Origin of the sequence: Acinetobacter sp. ANC 5054 (assembly GCF_002135295.1) — a bacterium.
GTDB lineage: Bacteria > Pseudomonadota > Gammaproteobacteria > Pseudomonadales > Moraxellaceae > Acinetobacter.
The window spans coordinates 58,690-83,397 of sequence record NZ_NEGG01000014.1 but is presented as its reverse complement, the minus strand read 5'-3'; the positions used below and the strand labels follow the sequence as shown (position 1 = coordinate 83,397).

Here is a 24,708-nt window from a genome sequence, read left to right as displayed (position 1 = left end):
CTCAATAAATTTAAAATTTACTCAGCGCGGATCCATGTCTGCGTACGGCCAATTGCGGAAATGCCTAAATAACCACGTAAATGTAAGCGTTTACCATTTGCAGAAATTTTACCTTTAAGGCTATAAATTTTACCTGCTAAAGGATCGATGATTTTTCCATCAGCATATGTATTTTCGCCCTCTAATTTTAGCCCCTTAAATACATCCATCCCTAAAATAGGTTGGTTGGTATACGGTGCAGGGCAATTTACACATTTTTCCTTTGGTGTATAACCTGGACGTGGCGTTACTTTGATGATTTTCCCTGTATAGGTGTCTTTGGCATCTTTTCGAATTTCGATCAGTGCTTTAGGTGAACCAGTTTTATCATCAATTTGTTGCCAAGTCCCAGTAAGATCTTGAGCAAAAAGTGTGGAGCTTGTAACCAAAGCACCAAGTACAGCAGCCCATTTCATATTTTTTTCAATCATATTAATAATCCTTTATCAATACACTTTATGGTGGTTTATTGAGCATACTAGGTAATATTTAAACAGAGAGCAACTACTCTAAGACCAAATATTGACATTTTTTGTGTGAAAGTTGACATGGTACGCAAAAAGCGGCTTTCCACAATAATGACGTTGTAAAACTGATAGAGAAATAATATAGAACATACTTATTTTGCCGATGATATAAAGCAATGATCGGCAAAACAATTATTCGCAAAATTTACTTTAACAGCCTTACAAAACCTATATGGGATATTAAGTGTATTTTTTATACAAAACAATCATTTAAAAGTGATTGATCAGTCACATTTTTTCTAGGAACAGTATGAACGTTGGCAACCAGATTGCAGTAAAGACGGCATTTACAGCCATGCCAAAAGCAGCATAGCGTCCAGCAACACTGCCACGTTGCCATGCCTGTGCTGTTCCAATGGCATGAGCTGCGAGTCCCAGTGCTAAGCCTGAAGCACGTTCATCATGTATATTTTTAAGAATGAGCGGTGAAAATGCTGCGCCAATTACACCAGATAAAATCACAATCAGAATAACCAAAGGAATTGGAGAATGCAGTAAGGTGGCAATATTAATCGCAATAGGTGTCGTTACTGCGCGGGTGGCAAAAGCCATAATGGTTGGATCAGACAAATGCAGTAAATAAGCCAAACTCATCGGCAAGGCTACAGCACTGATGCTGGCAAAGACCAAAATTCCACCAACGGCTTTTAAGGGTAAATCGTCATAACGCATTGCTGCTAAAGGGATTGCTAAAGCAACAGTCACGTAGCCCAATAAGTTGTTGAATAGTGGATTAACTTGCGCCATATAATTTTCATAAGAGATGCTGAATACATACAGCATGCCAATGACGAAAAACATCCCAATCACAATAACAGGAATTTGTGGTAATTTTTTATTGATCGGCTTTGCGACTAAATAGGCAATCAGGGTAATGAAGAATCCAGAAAGAATTGAAAGCATGATGATTCTCCTATAACCATTTCTTAGACATTTTGGCGTATACCCACAGCGGAATGAGGGTACTGACAAAAAGCACAATCAAAAACATTGGAATTTCATCGCCTAAATGCATCATCATGAGCAGCGAACCTGCGCTGATGGGTAAGAAAGCAAAGGCGCTTTCTTTCATGATTTTATTGTTGGTATCAACCAGACTTGCAGGGATTTTATTGAACTTGCGCCAAAGTGACAGTACGATCAAAAGGCTGATCAAACCGACTAAATTACCGAGTTCTGGATGGTTGAATTGCTTCATGACCCAGACCGAAGCTTCACGGAAAATAATAATTAATGCAATTGTGCCTACCCAGGCTTTCCAGTCGATGTGCTTGATCCAGTCCATTTTTTATCTGTCATTAAAATTTTACTAATCACGTTTTAACCGATTTAGTCTTTTATTTCAAATTCTTCTAATGGTCTTTGAAATTGTTGTGCACGTTTTCCTAAAATCTCTTCAATCGGTAAATGCGCTTGTTTAATAAGTTGTTCGAGCTTATGTGGTGCAATAATGACATGCAAAATTAAATTGCCTTGCTCATCATAATTTTCACTTTGAATGACATTTAATGCATACAGCTGTGTGCGAAGTTTCCCATAAGCGGGTTTTAGAGTAACTTCAAAACTTTGGATTTGCCCCATGAGACATTCTTGAACGGCCTGACGCAACAAGGGGAGTCCTTTGCCACTATGTGCAGAAACATAGACACGTTCAGGTTGATGTGGCTTGCCATATACAATTTTCGCATCTTCGCCACTGGCATCGATTTTGTTATAGACCCTTAAAATTGGTACATCGGCACCAATTTCTTTCAGGACTTTTTCGACCGCATCGATTTGCTCCATCATATCAGGACTACTTGAGTCGATGACATGAAGTAAGAGCGTTGCTTCAAGGGTTTCTTCTAAAGTTGCTTTAAATGATTCCACCAATGAATGTGATAAATTCCGTACAAAACCCACGGTATCGGCTAGTACGAGATTGCCAATACCATCCCAGTGTAAGCGACGAAGTGTTGGATCAAGTGTGGCAAACAGTTGGTCAGCAGCATAGACATCACTTTTTGCCAAAATATTAAATAGGGTCGATTTGCCAGCATTGGTATAACCGACCAATGACACCGTAGGCACCGCAGCTTTCTGGCGTGCCACGCGACCTTGAATACGGGTGAGTCGTACTTTTTCGAGTTTGGCCTTAAGTTGTCCCATACGTAACTTGAGTAAACGACGGTCTGTTTCGAGTAAAGTTTCACCTGGGCCACGTAGTCCGATCCCGCCTTTTTGGCTATCGAGATCACCACGGCTACGGATCAATCGCGATGCCATATGTTGTAACTGCGCAAGCTCGACTTGTAGCTTACCTTCATAAGTCCGGGCACGCTGCGCGAAAATGTCTAAAATTAATTCTGTACGGTCTACCACGCGGCATTGCATGATGCGTTCGAGGTTACGTGCTTGCGCAGGGGTCAATGAATGATCAAAAATCACCAATTCAGCGTCAAGCTGTTGAACCACCTCAGCAATTTCTTCTGCTTTTCCTGAACCGATAAATAATTTGGCATCGGGTTTAATGCGCTGCGCCTGAATATGCTCAAGGATATTGGCGCCAGCAGACTGAGCGAGTAAGTGGAATTCTTCGGCATCAAGATCTTGCAGCATTTGTACTGCAACGCTGACCAAAATAACGCGTTCACCGCTGTCTTGATGTTGATTTAAATTTTCCACTCAATACTTACTCCTGTTGAAAGAGATAGTTTAGGCGAAAATCACGCAAGAGGGTGAATTAAGGCGAGATCAATTTATTGAAAGTTGTGTAAACTCAAGGCGAATAGAAAAATGGCAGCACAATACAACATTGAAAAGCACGCAATAGATTTCAAGGCTTGCCATGCCGAAATATTTGCAGATGTTGATTTGGTTTTATTCATGATTGTTCAACTATTAAACCGATGTAAATATAATAAGTAATTCCTTAAGACGATTGAAATGGGAAAAAATTATCTCCAACTTCGGTTTTTATGATCAATGCAAAATAAATCTCTTCGGTATACTATGATGAAAAATCAAGCCAGAACTCGGCAATCTGTAAATTCAGTGAAGCTTTTATGAACCAACCTCAAATCGCAAATACCAGTCAGTTGAATGCAGTTTCGAAATTTTACCTGTATTGCAAAAAAATCGGTGCAGCTGCTGTTGCGGTTACTCAAGGATTTTATTTGGTTTATCGATATCAATTGTATAAAAACCCGAATAACCCAAAAAATACCCGTTATGTACAGTATTTTTGCCGTAAATTATGCAAAGTCTTCAATATTGATGTGAAAGTACACGGTGAAATTCCACGTCAACCTGCGCTTTGGGTGAGTAATCATATTTCTTGGTTGGATATCGCGGTATTAGGTTCAGGTGCACGTGTTTTCTTTTTGGCAAAAGCTGAAATTGAGAAATGGCCAGTGTTGGGCAATTTGGCCAAAGGCGGTGGTACCTTATTTATTAAGCGTGGATCAGGCGATTCCCTTAAAATTAAAGAGCAAATTACTGACTTTTTAAAACAAGACAGCCCAGTGCTGTTTTTCCCAGAAGCAACAACCTCTGATGGTCGTAAAATTAAAAAAGTCCATGGTCGGTTGTTGGGTGCAGCGATTAGTGCAGGTCGTCCTGTACAAATATGTTTGATTTGCTATGTGAATCAGGACGGTCAACTCGATATGGTTGCGCCTTATGTGGGGGAAATCAGTTTTGATCGACATGTGCGCAATGTATTGGAAATGCCGAACGTCACTGCGCATTTGATGACCTTGCCTGCCATTGATTCGACAGGTCATACGGTTGAATCTTTGACACAGGAAGTTCAAGAAAAAATGACGCAAGGCTTGGAAAAGTTACATGCACAAGTGCTGAATACACCTCTCGCTGATTAAGTGATAGGTGTATAGCGCGCTATTTCTTAGCCGATGAATCTCTTACATAAAGCCTTCAAGCGGTAACCACGAAATAGCTTTCAAGCCAGCTTTTTTCCACCATTTAATTTTGGGTTCATGGCTATAGGTACGTACATTTCCATTGGATAGCTTAATTTTCCAATTAATACGTTGATCTGCATTTAATACCAATTTATAAGCATATTTACTTAGATTTTCATCCATCGTGTAGTGCACAGCCTTCGCTAGGCGAGGGCTATTCAGTAAGACACCAATTTCAGTATTTAAATAAGCAGAACGTGGGTCGAAGTTAAAGGAACCGATAAACACTTGCTTTTCATCTAAGGCCATTAACTTGGCATGCAAACTTGAGCGGCTTAGACCTTTCATGCTGACTTTAGATTTTTCAGCAATTTCTTTGGTATTGGTATTTAAGTTTTCAGAATCTGGTGTAGATAAAAACTCATAAAGCTGAACATCATGTTCCAGTAAGTCTTGACGGTATTTACTGTAAAAAGCATGCACCAAAGGAACGTCATTGGCCTGGAATGAGTTGGTCAAAACGCGAACTTTTACCCCATCTTCACTGAGTTTTTTCAGGCGTTGTGCCCCTTTTTTTTCAGGGACAAAATAAGCCGAAACAATATCAACACTATGCTCAGGTTTATCTAAGTGATTGAGTAACTGAAAATTTAAATGTTCTTCTTTTTTGGCTTTGGATTTGATTTTACTTGGAGAGTCTTTAACAACTTCAGCTTTTACCCAATCAAATTGAATGTCGTTATTGAGCCAGTTTTCAAAGGCGTGTGAACGATTGGCAAGATCAAGGTAATTGACTACTGTCGCTTCTTGGTTATAGGCCTCTAGCTGTTGTTTAAGACCGTCAAAGCGTAAGGTGTAATGGCGTGGGTTGACCAATTGTCTCACTGGAAATGCATAGTCATCGTTCCAATATTCATCGAAGGAATGAATAATTTCATCTGATGCTGCACCCACTAACATGACATCCACATCAGAAAATTGGTAATTGTCACTGACATTATAATATTGGTTGCTCATATTACGACCACCAATCAAGGCGATTTGATTGTCAGCAATAAAGCTTTTATTGTGCATACGACGGTTAATACGTTTTAGATCTAGCACCATATCCATGGCACGAAAATGTCGAAAACGGTAGGGATTATATAGCTTGACCTCAATATTTGTATGTTGATCAAGTGCCATATAAATGCCTTCCATTTTCTTGGCATTGTTATCATCGACCAATAATCGAATTTTTACCCCACGATCTGCAGCTTGAATCATGGCATGCAGTGCCAATGAGCCGATTTTATCGTTATCCCAAATATAATATTGCAAGTCGAGGCTTTTTTCGGCTTTGTTGATCAGTTCGATGCGCGCTGCCAGTGCTTCTAATGGGTCATACAGTACGTGATAACCCGTCAAATTGGGGTTCTGTTCACGCAGTGGTTGCACAATTTTAGCCAGACTGGTTTGTTCTGTAGGTGTATTAAATGCGTATTCGACAGGTTGTATTTGTTGTTTAGGTAACGTTGTACATGCCGACAAACTCAAAACGAGGCTACAGCTCAGCAACACAGCTTTAGAGTGTGTCCGCATGTGAGATGTTTTGTGTTGAAAGTTTGAGGCAGGATTCATACGACAAGGTTACTAAAAAATTTGATTTGAGTATAAGTGCCAGCTGTGAAAAGATAAATATAGAGACAGAATTTCTAGTCGGACAAATTGTAGAGCAAATGTATGTGGGAATTAGATTCCGTAGTGATGTATTTTTATATTGGTTTAGCGATGCTTGGGCTATGGGCCATCTCTCAAGCATGGTTGAGCCAGTCGCGCACGGAAACCATTCATCCTTTTAAAGCCTTTGTGCATTTGCTGGCATTTTATTTGTCATACTTACTTATTCCCTTATTTTTCTTTAGTTTGTATGCAGGCTGGAGTGGTTACTACTCATTGCACGAAGCAATATTTGTTGCGTTGGTGACTGGGGTATTGTGTTATGCACGTTTCATCGAACCGCATTTTGTACGTGTGCAAAAGTTGCAATATAAGCTGCATGAAGATCGGCAATTACTAAAACCCGTGCGCATTGCCCTTATTGGTGATCTACACATCGGTTTATTTTCTGGGCATGAACGTCAATTGAAAATTATCGTTGAAAAGATTAATGCGCAGAATCCAGATCTTGTGGTTGTGGCAGGAGATTGGACTTATGAACCTGAAAATAAACTCGCAGAAGAACTCGCTGTACTGAAAGATATTGTGGCGCCTATTTATTCGGTAAATGGTAACCATGATGAACAGTATCCCGGCCCACCAATTCAGGAACTGTTAAAACACGCTTTGAGCTCGAACAATGTTATAGATATTGAAGGGCAAGTTTTGGAGTTTAATGAATTCCGTTTGCTTGGCATTGGTGACCTTTGGGCAGGTAAAGCCGATATGCGCTATTTACCTGAGCTCCCTCAAGATAAACCTTGGCTGATTCTTTCCCATAATCCAGATACTGTGGATATGGTGCCGAAATTACCGGGTCGTCCATTAATGCTGTCTGGGCATACGCATGGCGGACAAGTGGAACTACCGTGGTTGACCGACTATGTCATGAAGAAGGTGTCGATTTTAGGTCATAAAAAAGGTTTATATCAGCATGAAAATGCCGATGTGTTTGTGACAGTTGGAACCGGCATGGTCGGCGTGCCATTTCGTTTTCGTGTGCCACCAACGATTGATATTATTGAATTAATTTAGCGACAAGTGGTATTGGAAATACAAGACAACTCTTATTATATTGGTGGAGTCAAAAGCTCAATTTGATGATGTGGCAGTGTTACATTGTGGTTGATGTGATACTCAACAGAGAACAAATATAAAGCTTTCAATAGCAACATCACACTAATTATGAGTAGCTTACTATGTCAGAATTCCATAAAGAAATTGGTACATTGTTTGGCATTACAGAGGAGCAATCGGCTCAAATCGAACAAGGTTTAAAGCAGCTAGAAGTTGATTTTACATCAGCTTCTGATGTTGGGGACCAAGGTTTCTCTACAAATTTTTATGCACAGTTTGTTAAGTTAGTGACGCAAAATGGCATTGTTGAAGATGAAATTGAACGTTTAGTGAATGTGCTGTATTTCAATGAGGATCATCAGCAAGTGGTGACTTATATTGTGCCAAGCTACTACAACTCAGGTGGCGATCGTGCGCAATTTGAAGATACCTATCAGTTGATGATGGATGATCTTCAGCAAGCGATATAGTGGGTAATAGGGATATTCAATAGAATGGCCTATTCATGATCTTAAAGCATAAAAAAGCCAGCATTGTCATGCTGGCTTTTTTGTGAAGAGCAGAATTAAACCTGATTATTCACATCATCATTTTTGGTTTCACGAATCAGCAAGAATGCCAATAGTGAAAGAATTGATGCCGCTGTTAAGTAGTAACCTACAGCATATAAACCGTAACCTGTTGCAAGTTTTGTTGCGATCAGCGGTGCAAATGACGCACCGAAGATCCCTGCCAAGTTAAAGGTTAAAGCAGAGCCTGTATAACGAACTGAAGTCGGGAAAATTTCAGATAATACAGTGCCAATTGGGCCATACGTTAAACCCATGATCGCAAGACCAATACATAGGAACAGGAACACAACTGCTGTGCTGCCAGACTCGAGCATGCTTGAGAAGACTAAACCGAATAATGCCGATACTACGCAAACCGCAATGGATGTCGCTTTACGACCAAATTTCTCAGCGAATACCGCAGAAAGTGGAATGAACGCTGCAAAACAGAGTGTTGCTACAAGTTGAAGTTTTAAAAACTCTTCACGCGAGTAACCGAGCTGAGTGGTACCCCATTGTAATGCGAATACTGTAGTCAAGTAGAACACTACGAATGTACAAATGGCTGCAATCGTACCAAGAATCAACATACCCCAGTGTTTTGTGATCACTTCTTTAAATGGAATGTTAACTTCTTTTTGCTTATCCAAAACTTTTTGGAACGCAGGAGTTTCATGTAGTTTTAGACGAATCCAAAGGCCGACAATCACCAGTAATGCACTTGCAATAAATGGAATACGCCAGCCCCATTGCATAAATTCTGCTTCAGACATGAAATGACCAAGCGTCAAGAATGAGCCAGTCGCAAGAATAAATCCGATAGGTGCACCCAATTGAGGGAACATACCGTACCATGCACGTTTGCCTTCTGGAGCGTTTTCAGTTGCAAGCAGAACCGCCCCCGACCATTCACCACCTAAGCCTAAACCTTGGCCTAAGCGGCAAAGTGCGAGTAATAACGGCGCTACGATACCAATTTGTGCATAGGTTGGAAGTAAACCAATACAAACGGTCGAAATACCCATAGTGAGGAGGGCAGCAACGAGGGTTGCTTTTCGACCAATACGGTCACCGAGATGGCCGAAAAATGCTGCACCAATCGGACGGGCAATAAACGCAATCGCGAAGGTCGCTAAAGATTGAATAGTCGCAGTTGTTGGATCTGTACTTGCAGGGAAGAACAGATGCGGGAAGATAATGACAGCCGCAGTTGCATAGATATAGAAATCGAAGAACTCGATTGTCGTACCTACGAGACTTGCTGTAAGTACGCGGAATTTTGAATTTGTTGGTTGCTGTTCCGATGCAGCAGCACTTGAAGACGCCATGGTGGACCTTACACTTACTAAAAATAATTGAACTTAGTTTTAAAAGCGTAATCTTTTTAAAAAAGGCGTAATTTCTTAAAAAAATACGAAATACCTACTTACATCCTGCGGAATTAGGGTCACTAAAGAATGCAGTGTTAGCGGGTTATATCACGTATAGATAAATCGACAGGAAATGTGATCCTGCGCCTATCAATACAAAAATATGCCAGATAGCGTGTGTATATCTTACCTTTTTTAGGGCATAAAACAATGCACCGATTGTATAAGATAGCCCGCCAATGATCAGGTAGGTTAAAGCTTGATCAGATAAAAAGCGTTGCATATCATCCATTACTAGTAATGCTAGCCATCCCATAACCAAATATGCAATGAGCGAAACCTTCTGGAAACGATGGATGAATATTAACTTGAATAATGTTCCAATAACTGCGATCACCCAAAGAGCAATAAGTAAATAGTGGGCTTTTGCTGTTGGAATGGCGATAGCTAGAAAAGGGGTGTAAGTCCCCGCGATGAGATAATAAATCGCAGTATGGTCGAGTTTTTTATACATGCCGCGGCGTTCTGGCGACTCGGCAAAGTGATATAAGCTTGAGGCTGAAAACAATAAAATCATGCTGAAGGCATACACCCAAAGTGCAATCCATTGTCCAGTTGGTAAGTAAGAACCTTTAATAATCAATAAAATACCTGCGATGAATGATAATACTGCACCCAGAGCATGAGTGTAGAAATTCATTTTTTCTTCAGCAGGATCATAAGCAGCAATAGTGGGAGCGTTCATAGGCGTAGTTTTATAATAGTTTAAATATACATGTGTATAGTAATTCAATTTTGCTTTTGGTGTAAGAAGATTTAAAATTGGGATGCAAATTTATTTAGGTTTATATTATGTTATCTTTGGCTTCTCCCTCTACGCAAGAGCAGCAATTTTTAGCAGCCTTTCAGCAAGCCATTGAAACACAAAGTTTTGATCGCATGATCTTGAGTCAATATAAAGGCGAACTTGAACAGTTGGAAAAAATGACCTTAAGAGTCATTTCGCTACAAGGTGAATTCGTTTTAAGCTGTTTGTACAGATATAAGACTCAAGACATCACGAAAAATTACCCGATAGGTACGGCACTTGCCCAAGTTGAACAGCTTCTGTCATGTTGTAAACAAGCAAATTTAATAACCCTTGATGAAGAGTTACAACTTAAAAAGAATAAAAAGAAAGTCATGCTCACGGTGAGTAAAACCAAATCTACATCAGGTCAAACCAATAAGGTTGAACAGCAAGGCCATGATCGTGCTAAACATCGTTATGTCGATCAGGATAGCTATTTCTTACAGCCCTTGGGCATTACCGATGCCAATGCTCAAATTATTCCGAGCATGGCGCGTAAATGGAAACAGATCAATAAATTTGTAGAGATCTGTGCAGGCGCAGTGCAACAAATTCAGCAGGCTGATCAGCCACTACATGTGGTGGATTTTGGCTCAGGCAAGGGCTATCTGACTTTTGCGCTATATGACTATTTGGCGAAGCATTTGCAAACGCCTTTTGTTACCGGCGTTGAGCTGAATCCAAAAATGGTGGAATTTTGCCAAGGTGTTGCAGCTCAATCCAACTTCAACCAGCTCGGCTTTTTCCAAGGGGATGTGCGTACCTATGAACCAGAGCGTTTGGATGTGATGATTGCGTTGCATGCCTGTGATGTAGCGACAGATTTTGCGATTCATACTGGCATTCGTTTGAATGCGCAGATGATCATGTGTGCACCATGCTGTCATAAGGAGTTACGTCCTCAGCTTCAAGCACCGAAAGTATTGGCGCCAATGTTGCAATTTGGCATTCATGCAGGGCAACAAGCTGAAATGCTGACCGATACCATACGTGCTTTATTGCTTAAAGCATATGGCTATGAAACCAAAGTGTTTGAATTTGTGGCACTTGAACACACCAGCAAAAATAAAATGATTTTGGCGACTAAACGTCAAGATTATCAAGAGCCTGATCAGGCTGTTTTGGCACAAATACAAGCATTAAAAGAAATGTATGGCATCAAAAAGCATTCCTTAGAGTTGTTATTGAATGATCAATGGGATCAGCAAGATATAGGTTGTAAATGTTAAATTAAATTGAAAAAAGATGCTTCATGAGCATCTTTTTTTGGCAGCAAGTAAAATATTGACTTATTCGGTTAAGTCTTCTACTGCTAACTCTTCTTGGGTTGTTCCTGTAATGCTGTTGCTCACACTTGTTGGAAAATAATTATTATCATCCAATTCAGGAAGAAAAATATTGGTCGCTTTATCTGCATGAATCAAAATCTGCGTTTCAAAATCCCTTTTCGGTGATGCAATAAGTTGATCAAGCAAAAAATTCATGACTCTTGCACCGTATTGGGCGTCGCTCTCATTTTCTACTTTCTCTGGTTGTTGGATTGAATCAAAATTTGCAAAAGGAAGTCTGCAAATCAAAGGAAAGCTATAACTTGTTGGTGTTGGCTGTGAGATTTTTCCTGTAAGTTTACAGCTTGCGTATGCATCACTTTGAAACTTGAATTGTTTTTTGAATACAGGTTCAAGGAGTTTGAAATCTTCCTGACTTAACTGTTGTTTCATAGCTTGGTTAAATAACGCATAAGAATCAGGCATGATTGCATCTAGATTGTTTTTATAAAGCTCGTTTAATTCCTTTTCACTCTTATTGGCGATCAATGCACCATATTTGAGGACATTTTCTTTGGAATGCTCTGCAAATAAATCAATGGTTAGTTGCGAGAGCTTTTTCGCACGTTCAACATCGGTTGAAGCACCTTGGGAAAGGGTACTGATTGATAAAGCGATTGAGACAAAAGCATATTGTAACGGTATACGAATTTTCATATTTTTCATATTTTTCATCTTTGCGTTTTTTGTATATATGAATTTGAAAAACAGACAATTTAAGCAATTGAACAGTGAATAAAAAGTAGATTTAAGTAAAGGCTGTTTTAAACTATTTAAAATTGAATATTGGTTAGAAATGGAAGCTTTGATGTCAGATTTTAAAATACGCAATGGTTGTTGGGCTAATTTAGAGACTGATGCGAAACTGATTCGCGAGCAAGTTTTTATTCAAGAACAACATATTTCATCGGCGGATGAATGGGACGCTGAAGATGCCATCTCTTTGCATTTCATTGCCTATGATCAAGAACAGGCCATTGCCACAGCACGGTTGCTTAAAAATAACAGTATTGGTCGCGTGGCTGTGCTTCAAGCGTATCGCGGGCAGGGCGTGGGTCGTAAATTGATGCAACATATTATTCAATTAGCGCAGCAACAAGGTCGATCATTTGTGAAACTTTCTTCACAAGTCCATGCTATTGAATTTTATGCATCGCTTGGACTTGTAGTCGAAGGTGAAGAGTATTTAGATTGTGGGATTCCACATATAGATATGCGCTTATGTTTTTAAAATGTAATACAGGTTTAGCCAAATTAGATATAAAAAACGCTTAATTATATAAGCGTTTTTTATTGATGAGATCAGTGACTTTGTTCATGGCTAGGGTTATGTTCAGTACCCGTATGTTCCATTTGTGCATGTTGTTCTGAAGACATATGCATCTCTTCAGCTGTCATAGCACCACTTGCCGATTGTTCACGTGCAGCTTTATCTGCTTGCGCTTGTTGTATCGCTTCTTCTGACATGACAGGAGCTTTTTTAAAGGCATGTTGTTGGGTTGCATCTTTCTTTTGCTGACTTGGCATATAATCTGGTTCATTGTTCACAGCTAGCCAAAATATACCTAAAAATAATGCACCTAGAATGCAAAAAATAATGAGCGCTTTCCAGCCCCAAGGCGATTTTTCAGGAGAAGAATGATCTGTCATAACAGCATACCTAATCGAATAAAAAGAATTCAAAAACTTGTTACTTTATAACATAGAAACTGCATATAAGTTTCAATTTCTCTGAATGGCATGTTTTATTAAGGCTTTTATAAAAGTGTTTAATGCCACATGAGCATGGGCTGTATTTTGTGGAAAATCATGCTAAACGCAAAAGCGATCATAATGAGGGCAGTGCCTTTTAATAGAATATGCTGAAAGAAAGGGTGATGTGTACAGCGCTGCATTTGCGCTGCGCCTGCAATATAGAGACTCCCAGCGATCAATAACGTCAGCAGGGTAATGAATACGATCAATAGCAAGAGATGCAGCTCAAGTGGAGCAGTACCTAAAATAGCAGGCAGCAGCGCTAAATAAAATGAAATCGTTTTGGGATTGCTCAGCGTCAGTAGTAAGCCATCAACATAGTCGGAATCAGCCTTGAGCGAGGTATTATCCTGCGCTTGCAACGCTGGTATGCGCCAAAATGTGTATGCTAAATATAGAAGATATATATTGCAAATGACGATCAGCACTTGGTTGAAAACGCCATTTAAAATTGTCCCAATCCAGTTCAATCCCAAAAGTGCAATACCGAGAAATATTAAATCTCCTGTGATTAAACCTGCCAGCATTATAAAACCTTTAAGGCTATTTTGATTGAGGGTTTTAAACATTAATCCTGTCATTCCAGGCCCTGGGATCAGCGCTGCTGCGCCTAAAGCTAAGGCATAGCTGCTGAGTAAAGCGAATTCATTCATCTTTCTTGTCCAAACGTATATTGCAAATATTGTTGAACATTGCAGAAGGGTGATTTGCTCTATTTATTCCCTATATTTTATAAAATAGGGTATAAATTAACGTAGTATAGTTATAAATGGGATAAATATACCCAATGATCAAAATAGACCGCAGCGATGAAAAAATCCTGAACAGGCTGCAGCAAGATTCACGTACCACCAACCAGCAGCTTGCAGAACAAATTGGCATGTCTGCGTCTCCCTGCTGGCGTAGAGTAAAGCGGCTGGAAGATACAGGCGTCATCCGTGGCTATGGTGTGCTGCTCGACCGCAAGAAATTGGGTTTGGGAGTAATGGTATTTATCCGTGTCAGCATTGACAGCCACAGCGAAGCCGAGGCGCGTAAATTTGAAGAGAAAGTGGCAGAGCTGGATAATGTGGTGGCTTGCTATAGTGTAGGTGGGGATGCTGACTTTTTACTGCAAGTGGTGTCGCCAGATTTGGATACTTATGCAGAGTTTTCAATGTCGGTAATTCGGCGCTTACCGGGTATTAAAGAAATGCAAAGCATGTTTATTTTAAAAGAACTCAAAACATTTACAGGCTTTCCTGTCAGGCAAAATGGCTAAGGTCCATTTACGCTGTATTTGTTGAATGGATGATTCTTCCAACTCAGTTGCAATTAGACGAGATTGAAAAACAAAAAGGAGCACGAGGCTCCTTTTTGACGTCTCATAAAATGATTAGATCAATTGGCCTTTGTCCGCTTTATCTTTCAGCAATTGCGGTGCTTTAAAGCGTTCGCCGTATTTTGCTTCTAACGTATTAGCGCGTACCAATGCTTTTTCTAAGCCATATTGATTTAAGAATTGCAGTGCGCCACCCGTCCATGGGGCAAAGCCAATGCCGAAGATTGAACCGACATTGCCATCGACGGTTGATTCTAAAACACCTTCCTCTAAGCAGCGTAGGGTATCGAGTGACTGTACAAACAGGAAGCGGTCTATCATTTCCTGTTCAGAAATGTGGATATCTTTTTGCCATTTGCTTAAGCCTGCCCATAAATGCTTTTTACCGCCTTCAGGATAGTCATAGAAACCTGCGCCTGCGGCTTTTCCTTTACGTTCAAACTCATGAATCATGCTGTGAATGACCTCATCTGCGCCTGAGTGGGGCAAGTCTTTGCCTTCGGCCTGCAGCGCTTTACGAGTTTCGCTTGCGACATGTTCAGAAAGGGTCAGCGAGACTTCATCTTGAATCGCCAGTGGACCAACGGGCATGCCAGCTTTCAGCGCTGCCATTTCAATTCGTGCTGGATGCACACCTTCCGATAGCAGACGCAAGCCTTCCTGTACAAAAGTACCAAAGACACGGCTGGTAAAGAAGCCGCGGCTGTCATTCACCACAATTGGCGTTTTGCCAATTTGCTGTACATAGTCAAAGGCTTTGGCCAAAGTTTCTGCCGAGGTGTTTTTGCCTTTAATAATTTCGACTAGCTGCATTTTGTCGACAGGACTAAAAAAGTGCAGGCCAATAAAATGCGCTTGATCTTTGGATGCTGTTGCCAAACCTGAGATGGGTAAAGTAGAAGTATTCGATGCAAACACACCGCCATCCGCCAAATAGGCTTCAGCTTCTTGGGTAACTTTGGCTTTTAATTCTTGATTTTCAAATACGGCTTCAATAATTAGGTCACAGCCTTGTAAATCGGCAGCTTCAGAAGTGGCGTGAATTAACCCTAAAACCTGATCGCGTTTTTCTGCACTGAGGCGGCCTTGCGACACTTTTTTATCCAGCAATTTTTGGCTATAAGCTTTGCCTTTTTCCGCAGCTTCGACTGACACATCCTTTAACACCACAGCGATGCCTTTGCTGGCCGTGGCATAGGCAATGCCTGCACCCATCATACCTGCACCTAAAATACCAACTTTAGTGGCTTTCCATTTGGCTGCATCTTTTGGTCGGCTGGCACCAGATTTAATGGCATTGAGTCCATGCCAAAAGGTGCCAATCATGTTTTTAGAGATTTGGCCTGTTGCTAGGTAGGTGAAATAGCGGGATTCAATAGTGAGCGCGGTATCTACATCGACCTGCGCGCCTTCTACGGCAGCTGCCATAATCGCTTCAGGTGCAGGGTAACAGCCTTTGGTTTTATCACGAAGCATAGCAGGCGCAATGGCGAGCATTTGCGCCACAGCCGGTGTAGAGGGCGTGCCCCCCGGAATTTTGTAGCCTTTGACATCAAAAGGTTGCTGCGATTTTGGATTGGCTTTGACCCAAGCTATCGATTTATCTAGTAATTCTTGTTCTGAATCTGCTGTGTCATGAATCAGCCCCAGCGATTTAGCCCTATCTACACCAAATTGCTTGCCTTCCATCAAAAATGGAAACGCATTTTGTAGACCCAGTAAGCGCGTCATACGCACCACACCGCCACCGCCTGGCAGTAAGCCCAAAGTTACTTCGGGCAAGCCAAATTTTGCTTTGGCATCATTTAACGCTACACGGTAATGACAGCCTAAAGCCAGTTCCCAGCCACCACCAAGCGCCGTACCATTAAGTGCTGCTACCACAGGAACACCACGAGTTTCGATGTAACGCAGTTTGGCTTTCATCTCTTCAATCATATTGAAGAACTCAGTGGCATGCTCTGGTGTGGCTAGAATCAGTTCATCTAAATCACCGCCAGCAAAGAAGGTCTTTTTTGCTGAACGGAAAATAATGCCAGCAATATTTTCATCAGCTTGCAGTTTTTCTACGGTTTCGCTTAGGGCAGTACGGAAGTCTGCATTCATGGTGTTGGCAGACTGGTTTGGAGAATCCAGTGTGAGGATGACGATGTTGTCGGCATTTTTTTCAAATTGAATTGCGCTCATTTTTATTCTCCTTATACCAGCTCAATAATGGTGGCAATGCCCATACCACCGCCCACACACAAAGTTGCTAAACCGCGTTTTTTACTTTGGCGCTCTAGCTCATCGAGCAGCGTGCCTAAAATCATGGCGCCTGTTGCACCTAAAGGATGGCCCATGGCAATTGCGCCACCATTCACATTCACTTTGGCAGGGTCAACGTTGAGTTCGGTGATAAAACGCATCACCACCGCAGCAAAGGCTTCATTCACCTCAAACAGGTCAATATCTTCAATGGTGAGGCCTGCTTTGGCTAAAGCTTTACGTGCTGCAGGTGCAGGGCCTGTCAGCATAATGGTTGGGTCAGCGCCCACCAGTGCGGTCGCTAAAACTTTAGCACGTGGTTTTAAACTTTGTTCTTTGACTGCTTTTTCAGATGCCAGCAAAACCACAGCTGCACCATCAACAATGCCAGATGAGTTACCGGCATGGTGTACGTGATTGACTGCACCAACTTCAGGGTATTTTTGCAGTGCAATGGCGTCAAAACCCATTTGCCCCATCATGGCAAAACTTGGATTGAGTTTGCCTAAGCCTTCAGCGGTGGTCGTTGGTTTAATAAATTCGTCTTTGGCTAAAATGGTCACGCCAGCTTTATCTTTTACGGGCACGACAGACTTGTCAAAATAGCCTTGCGCCTGTGCGGCAGCTGCTTTTTTCTGTGAGTCTGCGGCAAAGGCATCGACATCTGAGCGCGTATAACCATCAATGGTGGCAATCAAATCTGCGCCAATACCTTGCGGAATAAAGTCACAGGCCATATTGGTTTCAGGGTCCAGCGCCCAAGGTCCGCCGTCACTGCCCATCGGCACGCGTGACATAGACTCGACACCGCCAGCAACCACCAGATCTTCCCAGCCAGAACGCACTTTTTGCGCCGCCATATTAACCGCTTCTAAACCCGATGCGCAGAAACGGTTAATCTGAACACCTGCCACATCATTGTCCCAACCCGCGGCAATGGCTGCTGTTTTTGCAATATCTGCACCTTGATCGCCAATCGGGGTCACACAGCCTAAAACAATGTCATCTACTGCAGAGGTATCAAACTGATGACGGTCTTTCAATTCATTTAATAAACCTGTCAGTAGGCTGATCGGTTTGACTGCATGAAGTGAACCGTCTTTTTTCCCTTTGCCGCGCGGTGTGCGAATGGCATCAATGATGTAAGCCTCGCTCATAATCCTGTCCCTTTTTTAAGCATTAAATTTTTTATATGTTTTTTGAGTGTACGGATAAATTGGGCGAGTGCAATGACGAGAACGAGTCAGATCATTTGAGCTTTTTGGTCAACGGCTTAAGCTAAACAATGACAGTCCATCATAAAAACTGAGATAAGTAAGTAGGCTAAGATGAGTTGAACTTTGTTAGCACAGAATGATGAATAGCCTATGCATAAAAACATGAAGAAAATTTTTAAAGGCTTGGTTTGGCTTTTACTGATTGCCTGTTTTGGTTTTGTCTTATTGATCTGTTTTTATATTTATATGATTTACGGCATTCACGCTTCGGATGAAGGATCTGGTGGCTTGGCTTGTGAATATGATCGGGATTATCGTGTAACCAAAGCTGAACTGTATCTGATTCAGGATGGCAAACGAGTAATCACACCAGCTGATCCAAAGCTTTGTCAAAGAAGTCTTGCTGATTTTCCAAAATACTAAAACCTGATCGAAATCAGGTTTTAGTATTCAATATGTTTTTAGTGATAACCGTGCAACTGACGGTAAAGGCCTGGCGTTACACCTGTCCACTTCTTAAAGGCGCGGTGGAAAGTACTGGTTTCACTGAAGCCCACTTGCTGCGCCACATCTTCAAGGGTTAAATCTGGATTTAACAGCAAGTGAATAGCAGCGTCACGACGTAATGCATCTTTCACACCTTGATAACTCTTACCTTCAGCAGCAAGGCGACGACGCAAAGTTTGTGGAGAAAGATAGAGCATTGAAGCGACATCATTCAGCGTTGGCATTTCCTCACCAATTTGACTCTTCAGAACATCACGAATACGTGAAGTCAGGGAGTTGGTGTTTTTGAATTTCACCAGTAGCTGTGCAGGGGCAGCTTTTAAGAACTCTTCTAAAGTATCTTCATTTTGACGAATTGGAAGATCCAAATAGTCCGCAGCAAAGGTAATTTCGGTACGTGGCATATCGAATTGCATGACCGGAGCGAAGAATAGCGCATCGTATTCATCCGCATGGTCAGGGCGTGTATAACCAAAATGGACACGTTCAAGTGGTAGGCGACGTTCAATCAGCCAAGAAGCCAAACCATGCCAAATCATCAACATACTTTCAGTGATGAAGTGATCTGGGTCCATGCTTTTAGGAATTTGTGGGACTAAGCGTGCTTCGTGCTTATCACGTTCAAGGGTCACAGCCCATTCATCACCAAACAATTTATAGAATTGAGAAGAGAGTTCAAGCGCATCACCCAAGGTTTTCGCATGAATAATCAATTGGCACATAATGGCAAAGGTGCCCAAACGGCGTGGTTGAATATCGAAACCAACGTGTTCGTCTTGGGTCACCATCCACAACATTTTAATAAAACGTGTGTATTGTTCAGGAGAAATACGTGCTTTGGGTTGACGTAAAAGTTCAGCCTCAATGCCAACATGAGACAATAAAGTTTCGACGTCCATGCCGAGACGTTTCACGCCAGTTAAGGCTGCGTTGACGAAATGGATACTGATCGTATCACGACTCATGTTTAATCCTTCAGTCTCTTTAATGTTCACAAATGTTTGACCTAAATGACGCTAAAAAAAGAAATCATGGCAATTTACAACAGTTACTTTACCATTTTTACATGGTAAATTGCCGAAACTATCAAGGTAAATGGCTGAACATGACATTGTTTTAATCATTTTATATTTTTAACATGGATGAAAAACCAACACAATTAGAGAAAAATAGCGATGGATGCAGCATTAAAGGGATTGAAAGTTCTCGATTTTTCGACATTATTACCAGGTCCATTTGCCACTTTATACTTGGCAGACTTGGGCGCGGAGGTTGTGCATATTGAGTCACCAACACGACCGGATCTTGTGAGATTGATGCCACCCTATGCCAATGGACAAGCGACTTCGCATAGTTATCTAAATAGAAATAAGCAATCCATTGCTTTAGATTTAAAAGATCCCAAAAATATTGAACTGATTAAAGAAAAAATTTCCGACTTTGATATCGTGGTGGAACAGTTTCGTCCAGATGTGATGCGCCGACTAGGTCTGGACTACGCAACTTTGGCAGAAATTAACCCTCGCCTAATTTATTGCTCCATTACCGGTTATGGGCAAACTGGAACATATATGAGTCGTGCTGGGCATGACATTAATTATCTTGCGCTCTCTGGCATTGCAGGGCATAGCGGTCGAATTCAAAGCGGGCCACCACCTTTAGGCATTCAAATTGCCGATGTAGCTGGTGGATCGATGCATGCCGTCATGGGGATTTTGAGTGCGGTGATTGAACGCTATAGAAGTGGCATGGGGCAATATATTGATATTTCCATGACCGATTGTGCAGTTGTTTTAAACAATATGGCGGCTTCAGGGGTATTGGCAGCGCACAAGTCCACACAGGCTGAATCGGCACATTTAAATGGCGGCAGTTTTTATGATTATTATCAAACTCAAGATGGTCGTTATTTATCAATAGGTAGTCTTGAACCGCAATTTATGATGGGCTTGGCACAAATTCTTGAATTACCCATTTTAGCGGAGAAAGGTGCATCCTTTCAGTTAGAAGATCAGTCCGAAGTAAAACAGGCGATAACAGAAAAGATATTGACTAAAAATTATACAGAGTGGAGTCTGATATTTGCAGCGCACGATGTGTGCGTAGAACCGGTCCTAAGTTTAGATGAAGCTTTAAATTCTGAACTATCGCAACACAGGGAGTGGACTGTGGAGGTTCCTCTAAATGATTCATCCGAAAATGCAACAGAACGTCAGTTGAGTTGTCCAATCAAATTTTCTCGTTCAAAGCCAACTTATCGCCATGTGGGTAAAGTTTTAGGAGCGGATGGATGGTGAGTTTAGTTATAAAAAAATCTGTTTAAAATCTCTTCATTAGATAAAATAGTATAAATAAATATACATTTTTAACAAAAAAGTTAAAAAATTATACAAATACGAGAGTATTATATCTATTTTTAACATAATTGATATATAGGTCTCCAAATGAAAATAGCCGTAAGTAAACTTGGATCTTTATATCTTAGCCTTGGAATTTTGCTTGCGGGTTCAGTAACGCAAGCAGCCACTGCGGCAGAAGCATTTAGCAAAGAAAGTCAGTGGATGCTTGGTGATTGGAATGGTCAACGTACAGCACTACAACAGCAAGGTTATGATTTTAGTTTTGGTTATGGAGGGGAATTAGCCACTCTATTAGATGCTAAACACTCCTCAAGTCATGGCACTGAATATGCAGATCAATTTGCAATTGGTGCACACTTAGACTTAGAAAAAATTGCGGGCTGGAAAGATACAGAAGCGCAAATCAATATTACTGAACGTAATGGTCGTTCATTGTCGCAAACATCAGATGCGTTAAATGGTCATTTAAGTTCTACACAAGAAGTGTGGGGACGTGGTCAAACATGGCGTTTAACTGATTTTTGGATCAAGAAAAAATTCTTAGACCAAAAATTAGACCTTAAAGTTGGTCGTTTTGGTGAAGGCGAAGATTTCAACAGCTTTGATTGTGATTTTCAAAACTTGGCACTTTGTGGCTCACAAGTGGGTAACTGGGTCGGTGACCAATGGTACAACTGGCCAGTGAGTCAATGGGCAGCACGAGTGAAATACAACATTAACCCTGAAGTGTACGCACAGGTTGGTGTTTATGAATATAACCCTGAAAACTTAAAACGCAGTAAAGGCTTTAACCTCAGCACTGATGGTTCACATGGTGCAATCATTCCTGCCGAAGTAGTTTGGACTCCTAAACTAGGTGCACAAAAACTTCCTGGTGAATACCGTGCTGGTTACTACTACAGCACTGCCGATGCGGATGTGATTGATAGCACTGTGAATGAAACAGATCATCATCAAGGTGGTTGGATTGTTGCGAAACAACAACTCACTGCACATAAAGATGACGCATCACGTGGTTTAAGTGGTTTTGTGAATGTCACTGTGCATGATTCTGATACTAACAATGTTAGTAATATGCAAAATATCGGTTTGGTTTACAAAGGTGCTTTCGACGCACGTCCACAGGATGAAATTGCAATTGGTCTTGGACGCATCAGCATCAATGACGATGTGAATGAGGCCAATATTGCCAATGATTCAGTCGATCCACGTGGTCTTCAAAGTGAAGAATACGATGCTGAAATTTACTATGGTATCCATGCAACCAATTGGTTAACTGTACGTCCAAATATTCAATATATCCGTCACGTAGGCGCTTACAAAAATGGTGAGAATGCTTGGGTCGGCGGTATCAAATTTCAAACAGCATTTTAATTGATGTTCAATTAGAGTTCTTATAAAAGCAATTCGGTAATTCTGAGAAGAATTATGTATCTCTCCTTGGAATTGCTTTTGTAACAACTTCTCTTTGCGACATAAAAACGGTGATGCGTTGAACTTGAATTCACGCATCAAATACAACATTCGACAATAGAGGTGGTCAACATGAGCAACCCATCTACTGGAACTGGGATGCGAACATTTACCGTCGTTGTGATGGCAGTTTTCGCTGTAGTTCTATTGATTGGTGGTATCTGGCTGGCAGTCCTTGGCGGTTCTTGGTACTACATAATCGCCGGTCTGTTAATGCTGGCTTCAGCAATTTACTTAAGAAAAATTCAAAATAGTTCTTTATACATTTATGCAGCATTAATGCTGGGTACAGTGATTTGGGGACTATGGGAAGCAGGTTCAGATTTCTGGGCGCTTGCACCACGTTTTGATATTTTAGGTTTATTAGGACTTTGGTTACTTATTCCAGCCGTAACACGCGGTATGGAAAATGGTAAAACAGCTAAAATTGCATTATCTGGCACTTTGGTTATCGCCATTTTAGTGATGTTCTATTCGATTTTTAATGATCCGCAAGAAATTAACGGTGAAATAAAAAATCCACAACCTCAAACTGCAAAAGCGGTTGAAGGTATTGCTCCTGAAGATTGGCCTGCCTATGGTCGTACACAAGGTGGTGTACGTTATTCACCATTGGCCCAAATTAACAGCGACAACGTTAAAGATTTAGAAGTTGCGTGGACTTACAAAACAGGTGAGCTTCCTACTTCTAATGACTCTGGTGAAACAACCAACGAAGTTACACCAATCAAGGTTGGCAACAATATGTTTATGTGTACGACACATCAACGTTTAATTGCACTTGATCCTGCGACTGGTAAGGAAAAATGGAGCTTTGATCCAAAACTCAAAGCCGATAATACCTATCAACATTTAACTTGTCGTGGTGTGTCATATTTTGATGCGGCAAACACAACTCAATTTGCTAAAAGTTTAGAAAGCAAACGTTCAACTTCAACAGAATGCCCAACTAAAGTTATCTTACCTGTGAATGATGGTCGTTTAGTTGCGGTAAATGCTGAAACTGGTAAAGCTTGTAGCGACTTTGGACATAATGGACAAGTCGATCTACAAAAAGATATGCCTTATCCGTATCCAGGCGGTTATATCCCAACTTCGCCTCCAGTGATTACTGGGACTACGATTATTATTGGCGGTTCAACTACCGATAACTTCTCGACTAAAGAGCCATCTGGTGTCATCCGTGGTTATGATGTAAATACGGGTGAGTTATTGTGGATCTTTGATACTGGTGCGAAAAACCCGAATGCAATGCCGGGCGAAGGTCAATCCTTCTCAGTTGCTTCTCCGAACGCATGGGCACCTTTAGCTTATGATGAAAAATTAGATATCGTCTATGTTCCAACAGGTGTCGGTACGCCAGATATCTTTGGTGGTCATCGTACAGAACTCGATGAACGTTATGCAAACTCAATGCTTGCGATTAATGCATCGACTGGTAAATTGATCTGGAACTTCCAAACGACCCATCATGATTTGTGGGATATGGATGTACCATCACAACCTTCATTGGCAGATATCAAAGATAAATCAGGTAATACTGTTCCTGCGATCTATGTCTTAACCAAAACAGGTAATGCATTCGTCCTTGACCGTCGTACAGGTAAAGCGATTGTTCCAATCACTGAAAAAGCGGTTCCACAAACTGTAAAACGTGGTCCGCAAACCAAAGGTGAGCATTATTCAGCGACTCAACCATTCTCAGATTTTGATTTAGCACCTAAAGATAAATTGACCGATAAACAAATGTGGGGTGCCACAATGTTTGATCAGTTAATGTGTCGTGTTTACTTCAAGTCATTGAACTACGATGGTATTTATACACCACCTTCTGAAAATGGTACTTTGGTCTTCCCAGGGAACTTAGGGGTATTTGAATGGGGCGGCATGTCTGTCAACCAAGACCGTCAAGTGGCTGTGATGAATCCAATTGGCTTGCCATTTGTGACTAAGTTGATTCCAACAGATCCTAATCGTGAGCAAACTGCGAAAGGTGCAGGTACTGAACAAGGTGTTCAACCGATGTATGGCGTACCTTACGGTGTTGAAATCAAAGCCTTCTTGTCACCACTTGGTTTGCCGTGTAAACAACCATCATGGGGTTTCACAGCAGGTGTAGATCTAAATACACATGAAGTGGTTTGGAAAAAACGTATTGGTACTATTCGCGACAGTTTACCGAAATTGTTCCAATTGCCAGCCGTTAAAATTGGTGTTCCTGGTTTAGGTGGCTCAATTTCTACAGCAGGTAATGTCATGTTTGTAGGCGGTACTCAAGATAACTATATTCGTGCGATCAATGTAACGAATGGTGATACTTTGTGGGAAGGTCGTCTACCAGCAGGTGGTCAAGCAACCCCAATGACTTATGAAGCCAATGGTAAACAATACATCGTTATTATGGCGGGTGGTCATGGTTCGTTCGGTACAAAACTGGGCGATACTCTTGTTGCATATGCATTACCAGATAAAAAATAACTGAATTT

Annotated in this window: 23 protein-coding genes; 10 read left to right on the top strand and 13 right to left on the bottom strand. The window is 41.2% G+C overall.

Annotation, left to right across the window (positions count from 1 at the left end):
* Positions 1–17 precede the first annotated feature (17 nt).
* The 4 genes from B9T33_RS13825 to hflX form a co-directional block, all read right to left on the bottom strand.
* On the bottom strand, positions 18–455 hold the full coding sequence (locus tag B9T33_RS13825; RefSeq protein WP_228145837.1) for a DUF2147 domain-containing protein: 438 nt from the start codon (positions 453–455) through the stop codon (positions 18–20).
* A 339-nt stretch (positions 456–794) separates the two neighbouring features.
* The gene (locus B9T33_RS13820; RefSeq protein WP_086179480.1) at positions 795–1,469 is read right to left on the bottom strand and encodes an LrgB family protein; all 675 of its coding nucleotides are present in this window, start codon (positions 1,467–1,469) and stop codon (positions 795–797) included.
* A 10-nt stretch (positions 1,470–1,479) separates the two neighbouring features.
* The gene (locus B9T33_RS13815) at positions 1,480–1,851 is read right to left on the bottom strand and encodes a hypothetical protein (RefSeq protein ID WP_086179479.1); all 372 of its coding nucleotides are present in this window, start codon (positions 1,849–1,851) and stop codon (positions 1,480–1,482) included.
* Between the two features lie 44 nt (positions 1,852–1,895).
* Positions 1,896–3,230 (bottom strand): ribosome rescue GTPase HflX, encoded by a 1,335-nt coding sequence (gene hflX, locus B9T33_RS13810; RefSeq protein WP_086179478.1) that lies wholly within the window; start codon positions 3,228–3,230, stop codon positions 1,896–1,898.
* A gap of 380 nt (positions 3,231–3,610) precedes the next feature.
* Here hflX and B9T33_RS13805 point away from each other — a divergent pair, with 380 nt between their 5' ends.
* Positions 3,611–4,426 carry a lysophospholipid acyltransferase family protein gene (locus B9T33_RS13805; RefSeq protein ID WP_086179477.1) on the top strand — a complete coding sequence of 272 codons (816 nt, stop codon included), beginning with the start codon at positions 3,611–3,613 and terminating at the stop codon, positions 4,424–4,426.
* Positions 4,427–4,468: 42 nt separating this feature from the next.
* Here the strand turns inward: B9T33_RS13805 and B9T33_RS13800 are convergent, their stop codons facing one another.
* Positions 4,469–6,049 carry a phospholipase D family protein gene (locus B9T33_RS13800; protein WP_228145835.1) on the bottom strand — a complete coding sequence of 527 codons (1,581 nt, stop codon included), beginning with the start codon at positions 6,047–6,049 and terminating at the stop codon, positions 4,469–4,471.
* Between the two features lie 141 nt (positions 6,050–6,190).
* Between B9T33_RS13800 and B9T33_RS13795 the strand changes: the two genes are divergently transcribed.
* Entirely contained in the window at positions 6,191–7,201 is a 1,011-nt protein-coding gene (locus B9T33_RS13795) for a metallophosphoesterase (RefSeq protein WP_086179475.1), read from the top strand.
* 164 nt (positions 7,202–7,365) lie between these two features.
* Positions 7,366–7,713: a hypothetical protein gene (locus B9T33_RS13790; protein WP_086179474.1), complete on the top strand. Its 348-nt coding sequence runs from the start codon at positions 7,366–7,368 to the stop codon at positions 7,711–7,713.
* A gap of 95 nt (positions 7,714–7,808) precedes the next feature.
* On the opposite strand, the gene B9T33_RS13785 is transcribed toward B9T33_RS13790, so the two are convergent.
* Entirely contained in the window at positions 7,809–9,122 is a 1,314-nt protein-coding gene (locus B9T33_RS13785; RefSeq protein WP_086179473.1) for an MFS transporter, read from the bottom strand.
* 145 nt (positions 9,123–9,267) lie between these two features.
* Positions 9,268–9,909 carry a PAQR family membrane homeostasis protein TrhA gene (gene trhA / locus B9T33_RS13780; RefSeq protein WP_086179472.1) on the bottom strand — a complete coding sequence of 214 codons (642 nt, stop codon included), beginning with the start codon at positions 9,907–9,909 and terminating at the stop codon, positions 9,268–9,270.
* Between the two features lie 107 nt (positions 9,910–10,016).
* Between trhA and B9T33_RS13775 the strand changes: the two genes are divergently transcribed.
* Complete coding sequence (locus B9T33_RS13775; protein ID WP_086179471.1) at positions 10,017–11,243, top strand: class I SAM-dependent methyltransferase; 1,227 nt, start codon at positions 10,017–10,019, stop codon at positions 11,241–11,243.
* 60 nt (positions 11,244–11,303) lie between these two features.
* Here the strand turns inward: B9T33_RS13775 and B9T33_RS13770 are convergent, their stop codons facing one another.
* Positions 11,304–12,008: a hypothetical protein gene (locus tag B9T33_RS13770; RefSeq protein WP_086179470.1), complete on the bottom strand. Its 705-nt coding sequence runs from the start codon at positions 12,006–12,008 to the stop codon at positions 11,304–11,306.
* A 142-nt stretch (positions 12,009–12,150) separates the two neighbouring features.
* Between B9T33_RS13770 and B9T33_RS13765 the strand changes: the two genes are divergently transcribed.
* On the top strand, positions 12,151–12,573 hold the full coding sequence (locus tag B9T33_RS13765; protein WP_086179500.1) for a GNAT family N-acetyltransferase: 423 nt from the start codon (positions 12,151–12,153) through the stop codon (positions 12,571–12,573).
* Between the two features lie 71 nt (positions 12,574–12,644).
* Here the strand turns inward: B9T33_RS13765 and B9T33_RS13760 are convergent, their stop codons facing one another.
* Together B9T33_RS13760 and B9T33_RS13755 are read right to left on the bottom strand one after the other, a co-directional pair.
* Positions 12,645–12,992: a hypothetical protein gene (locus B9T33_RS13760; RefSeq protein ID WP_086179469.1), complete on the bottom strand. Its 348-nt coding sequence runs from the start codon at positions 12,990–12,992 to the stop codon at positions 12,645–12,647.
* A gap of 119 nt (positions 12,993–13,111) precedes the next feature.
* Positions 13,112–13,750: a LysE family translocator gene (locus tag B9T33_RS13755; protein ID WP_086179468.1), complete on the bottom strand. Its 639-nt coding sequence runs from the start codon at positions 13,748–13,750 to the stop codon at positions 13,112–13,114.
* A gap of 137 nt (positions 13,751–13,887) precedes the next feature.
* Between B9T33_RS13755 and B9T33_RS13750 the strand changes: the two genes are divergently transcribed.
* A complete protein-coding gene (locus B9T33_RS13750) occupies positions 13,888–14,358 on the top strand; it encodes an Lrp/AsnC family transcriptional regulator (RefSeq protein WP_086179499.1) in 471 nt (156 codons plus the stop codon).
* A gap of 114 nt (positions 14,359–14,472) precedes the next feature.
* Here the strand turns inward: B9T33_RS13750 and B9T33_RS13745 are convergent, their stop codons facing one another.
* Both B9T33_RS13745 and B9T33_RS13740 read right to left on the bottom strand, forming a co-directional pair.
* Positions 14,473–16,605 carry a 3-hydroxyacyl-CoA dehydrogenase NAD-binding domain-containing protein gene (locus tag B9T33_RS13745; protein WP_086179467.1) on the bottom strand — a complete coding sequence of 711 codons (2,133 nt, stop codon included), beginning with the start codon at positions 16,603–16,605 and terminating at the stop codon, positions 14,473–14,475.
* A gap of 11 nt (positions 16,606–16,616) precedes the next feature.
* Positions 16,617–17,822, bottom strand: coding sequence for an acetyl-CoA C-acetyltransferase (locus B9T33_RS13740; RefSeq protein WP_086179466.1), 1,206 nt, complete (start codon positions 17,820–17,822; stop codon positions 16,617–16,619).
* A 222-nt stretch (positions 17,823–18,044) separates the two neighbouring features.
* Between B9T33_RS13740 and B9T33_RS13735 the strand changes: the two genes are divergently transcribed.
* A complete protein-coding gene (locus tag B9T33_RS13735) occupies positions 18,045–18,305 on the top strand; it encodes a hypothetical protein (protein WP_143224017.1) in 261 nt (86 codons plus the stop codon).
* Between the two features lie 38 nt (positions 18,306–18,343).
* On the opposite strand, the gene B9T33_RS13730 is transcribed toward B9T33_RS13735, so the two are convergent.
* Entirely contained in the window at positions 18,344–19,354 is a 1,011-nt protein-coding gene (locus tag B9T33_RS13730) for an AraC family transcriptional regulator (RefSeq protein WP_086179464.1), read from the bottom strand.
* 210 nt (positions 19,355–19,564) lie between these two features.
* Between B9T33_RS13730 and B9T33_RS13725 the strand changes: the two genes are divergently transcribed.
* The 3 genes from B9T33_RS13725 to B9T33_RS13715 all read left to right on the top strand — a co-directional run bounded on the left by B9T33_RS13725 (position 19,565) and on the right by B9T33_RS13715 (position 24,700).
* A complete protein-coding gene (locus tag B9T33_RS13725; RefSeq protein ID WP_086179463.1) occupies positions 19,565–20,686 on the top strand; it encodes a CaiB/BaiF CoA transferase family protein in 1,122 nt (373 codons plus the stop codon).
* Positions 20,687–20,833: 147 nt separating this feature from the next.
* Positions 20,834–22,123 (top strand): carbohydrate porin, encoded by a 1,290-nt coding sequence (locus B9T33_RS13720; RefSeq protein ID WP_086179462.1) that lies wholly within the window; start codon positions 20,834–20,836, stop codon positions 22,121–22,123.
* Between the two features lie 171 nt (positions 22,124–22,294).
* Complete coding sequence (locus tag B9T33_RS13715; RefSeq protein ID WP_086179461.1) at positions 22,295–24,700, top strand: glucose/quinate/shikimate family membrane-bound PQQ-dependent dehydrogenase; 2,406 nt, start codon at positions 22,295–22,297, stop codon at positions 24,698–24,700.
* The last annotated feature ends 8 nt before the right edge of the window (positions 24,701–24,708 follow it).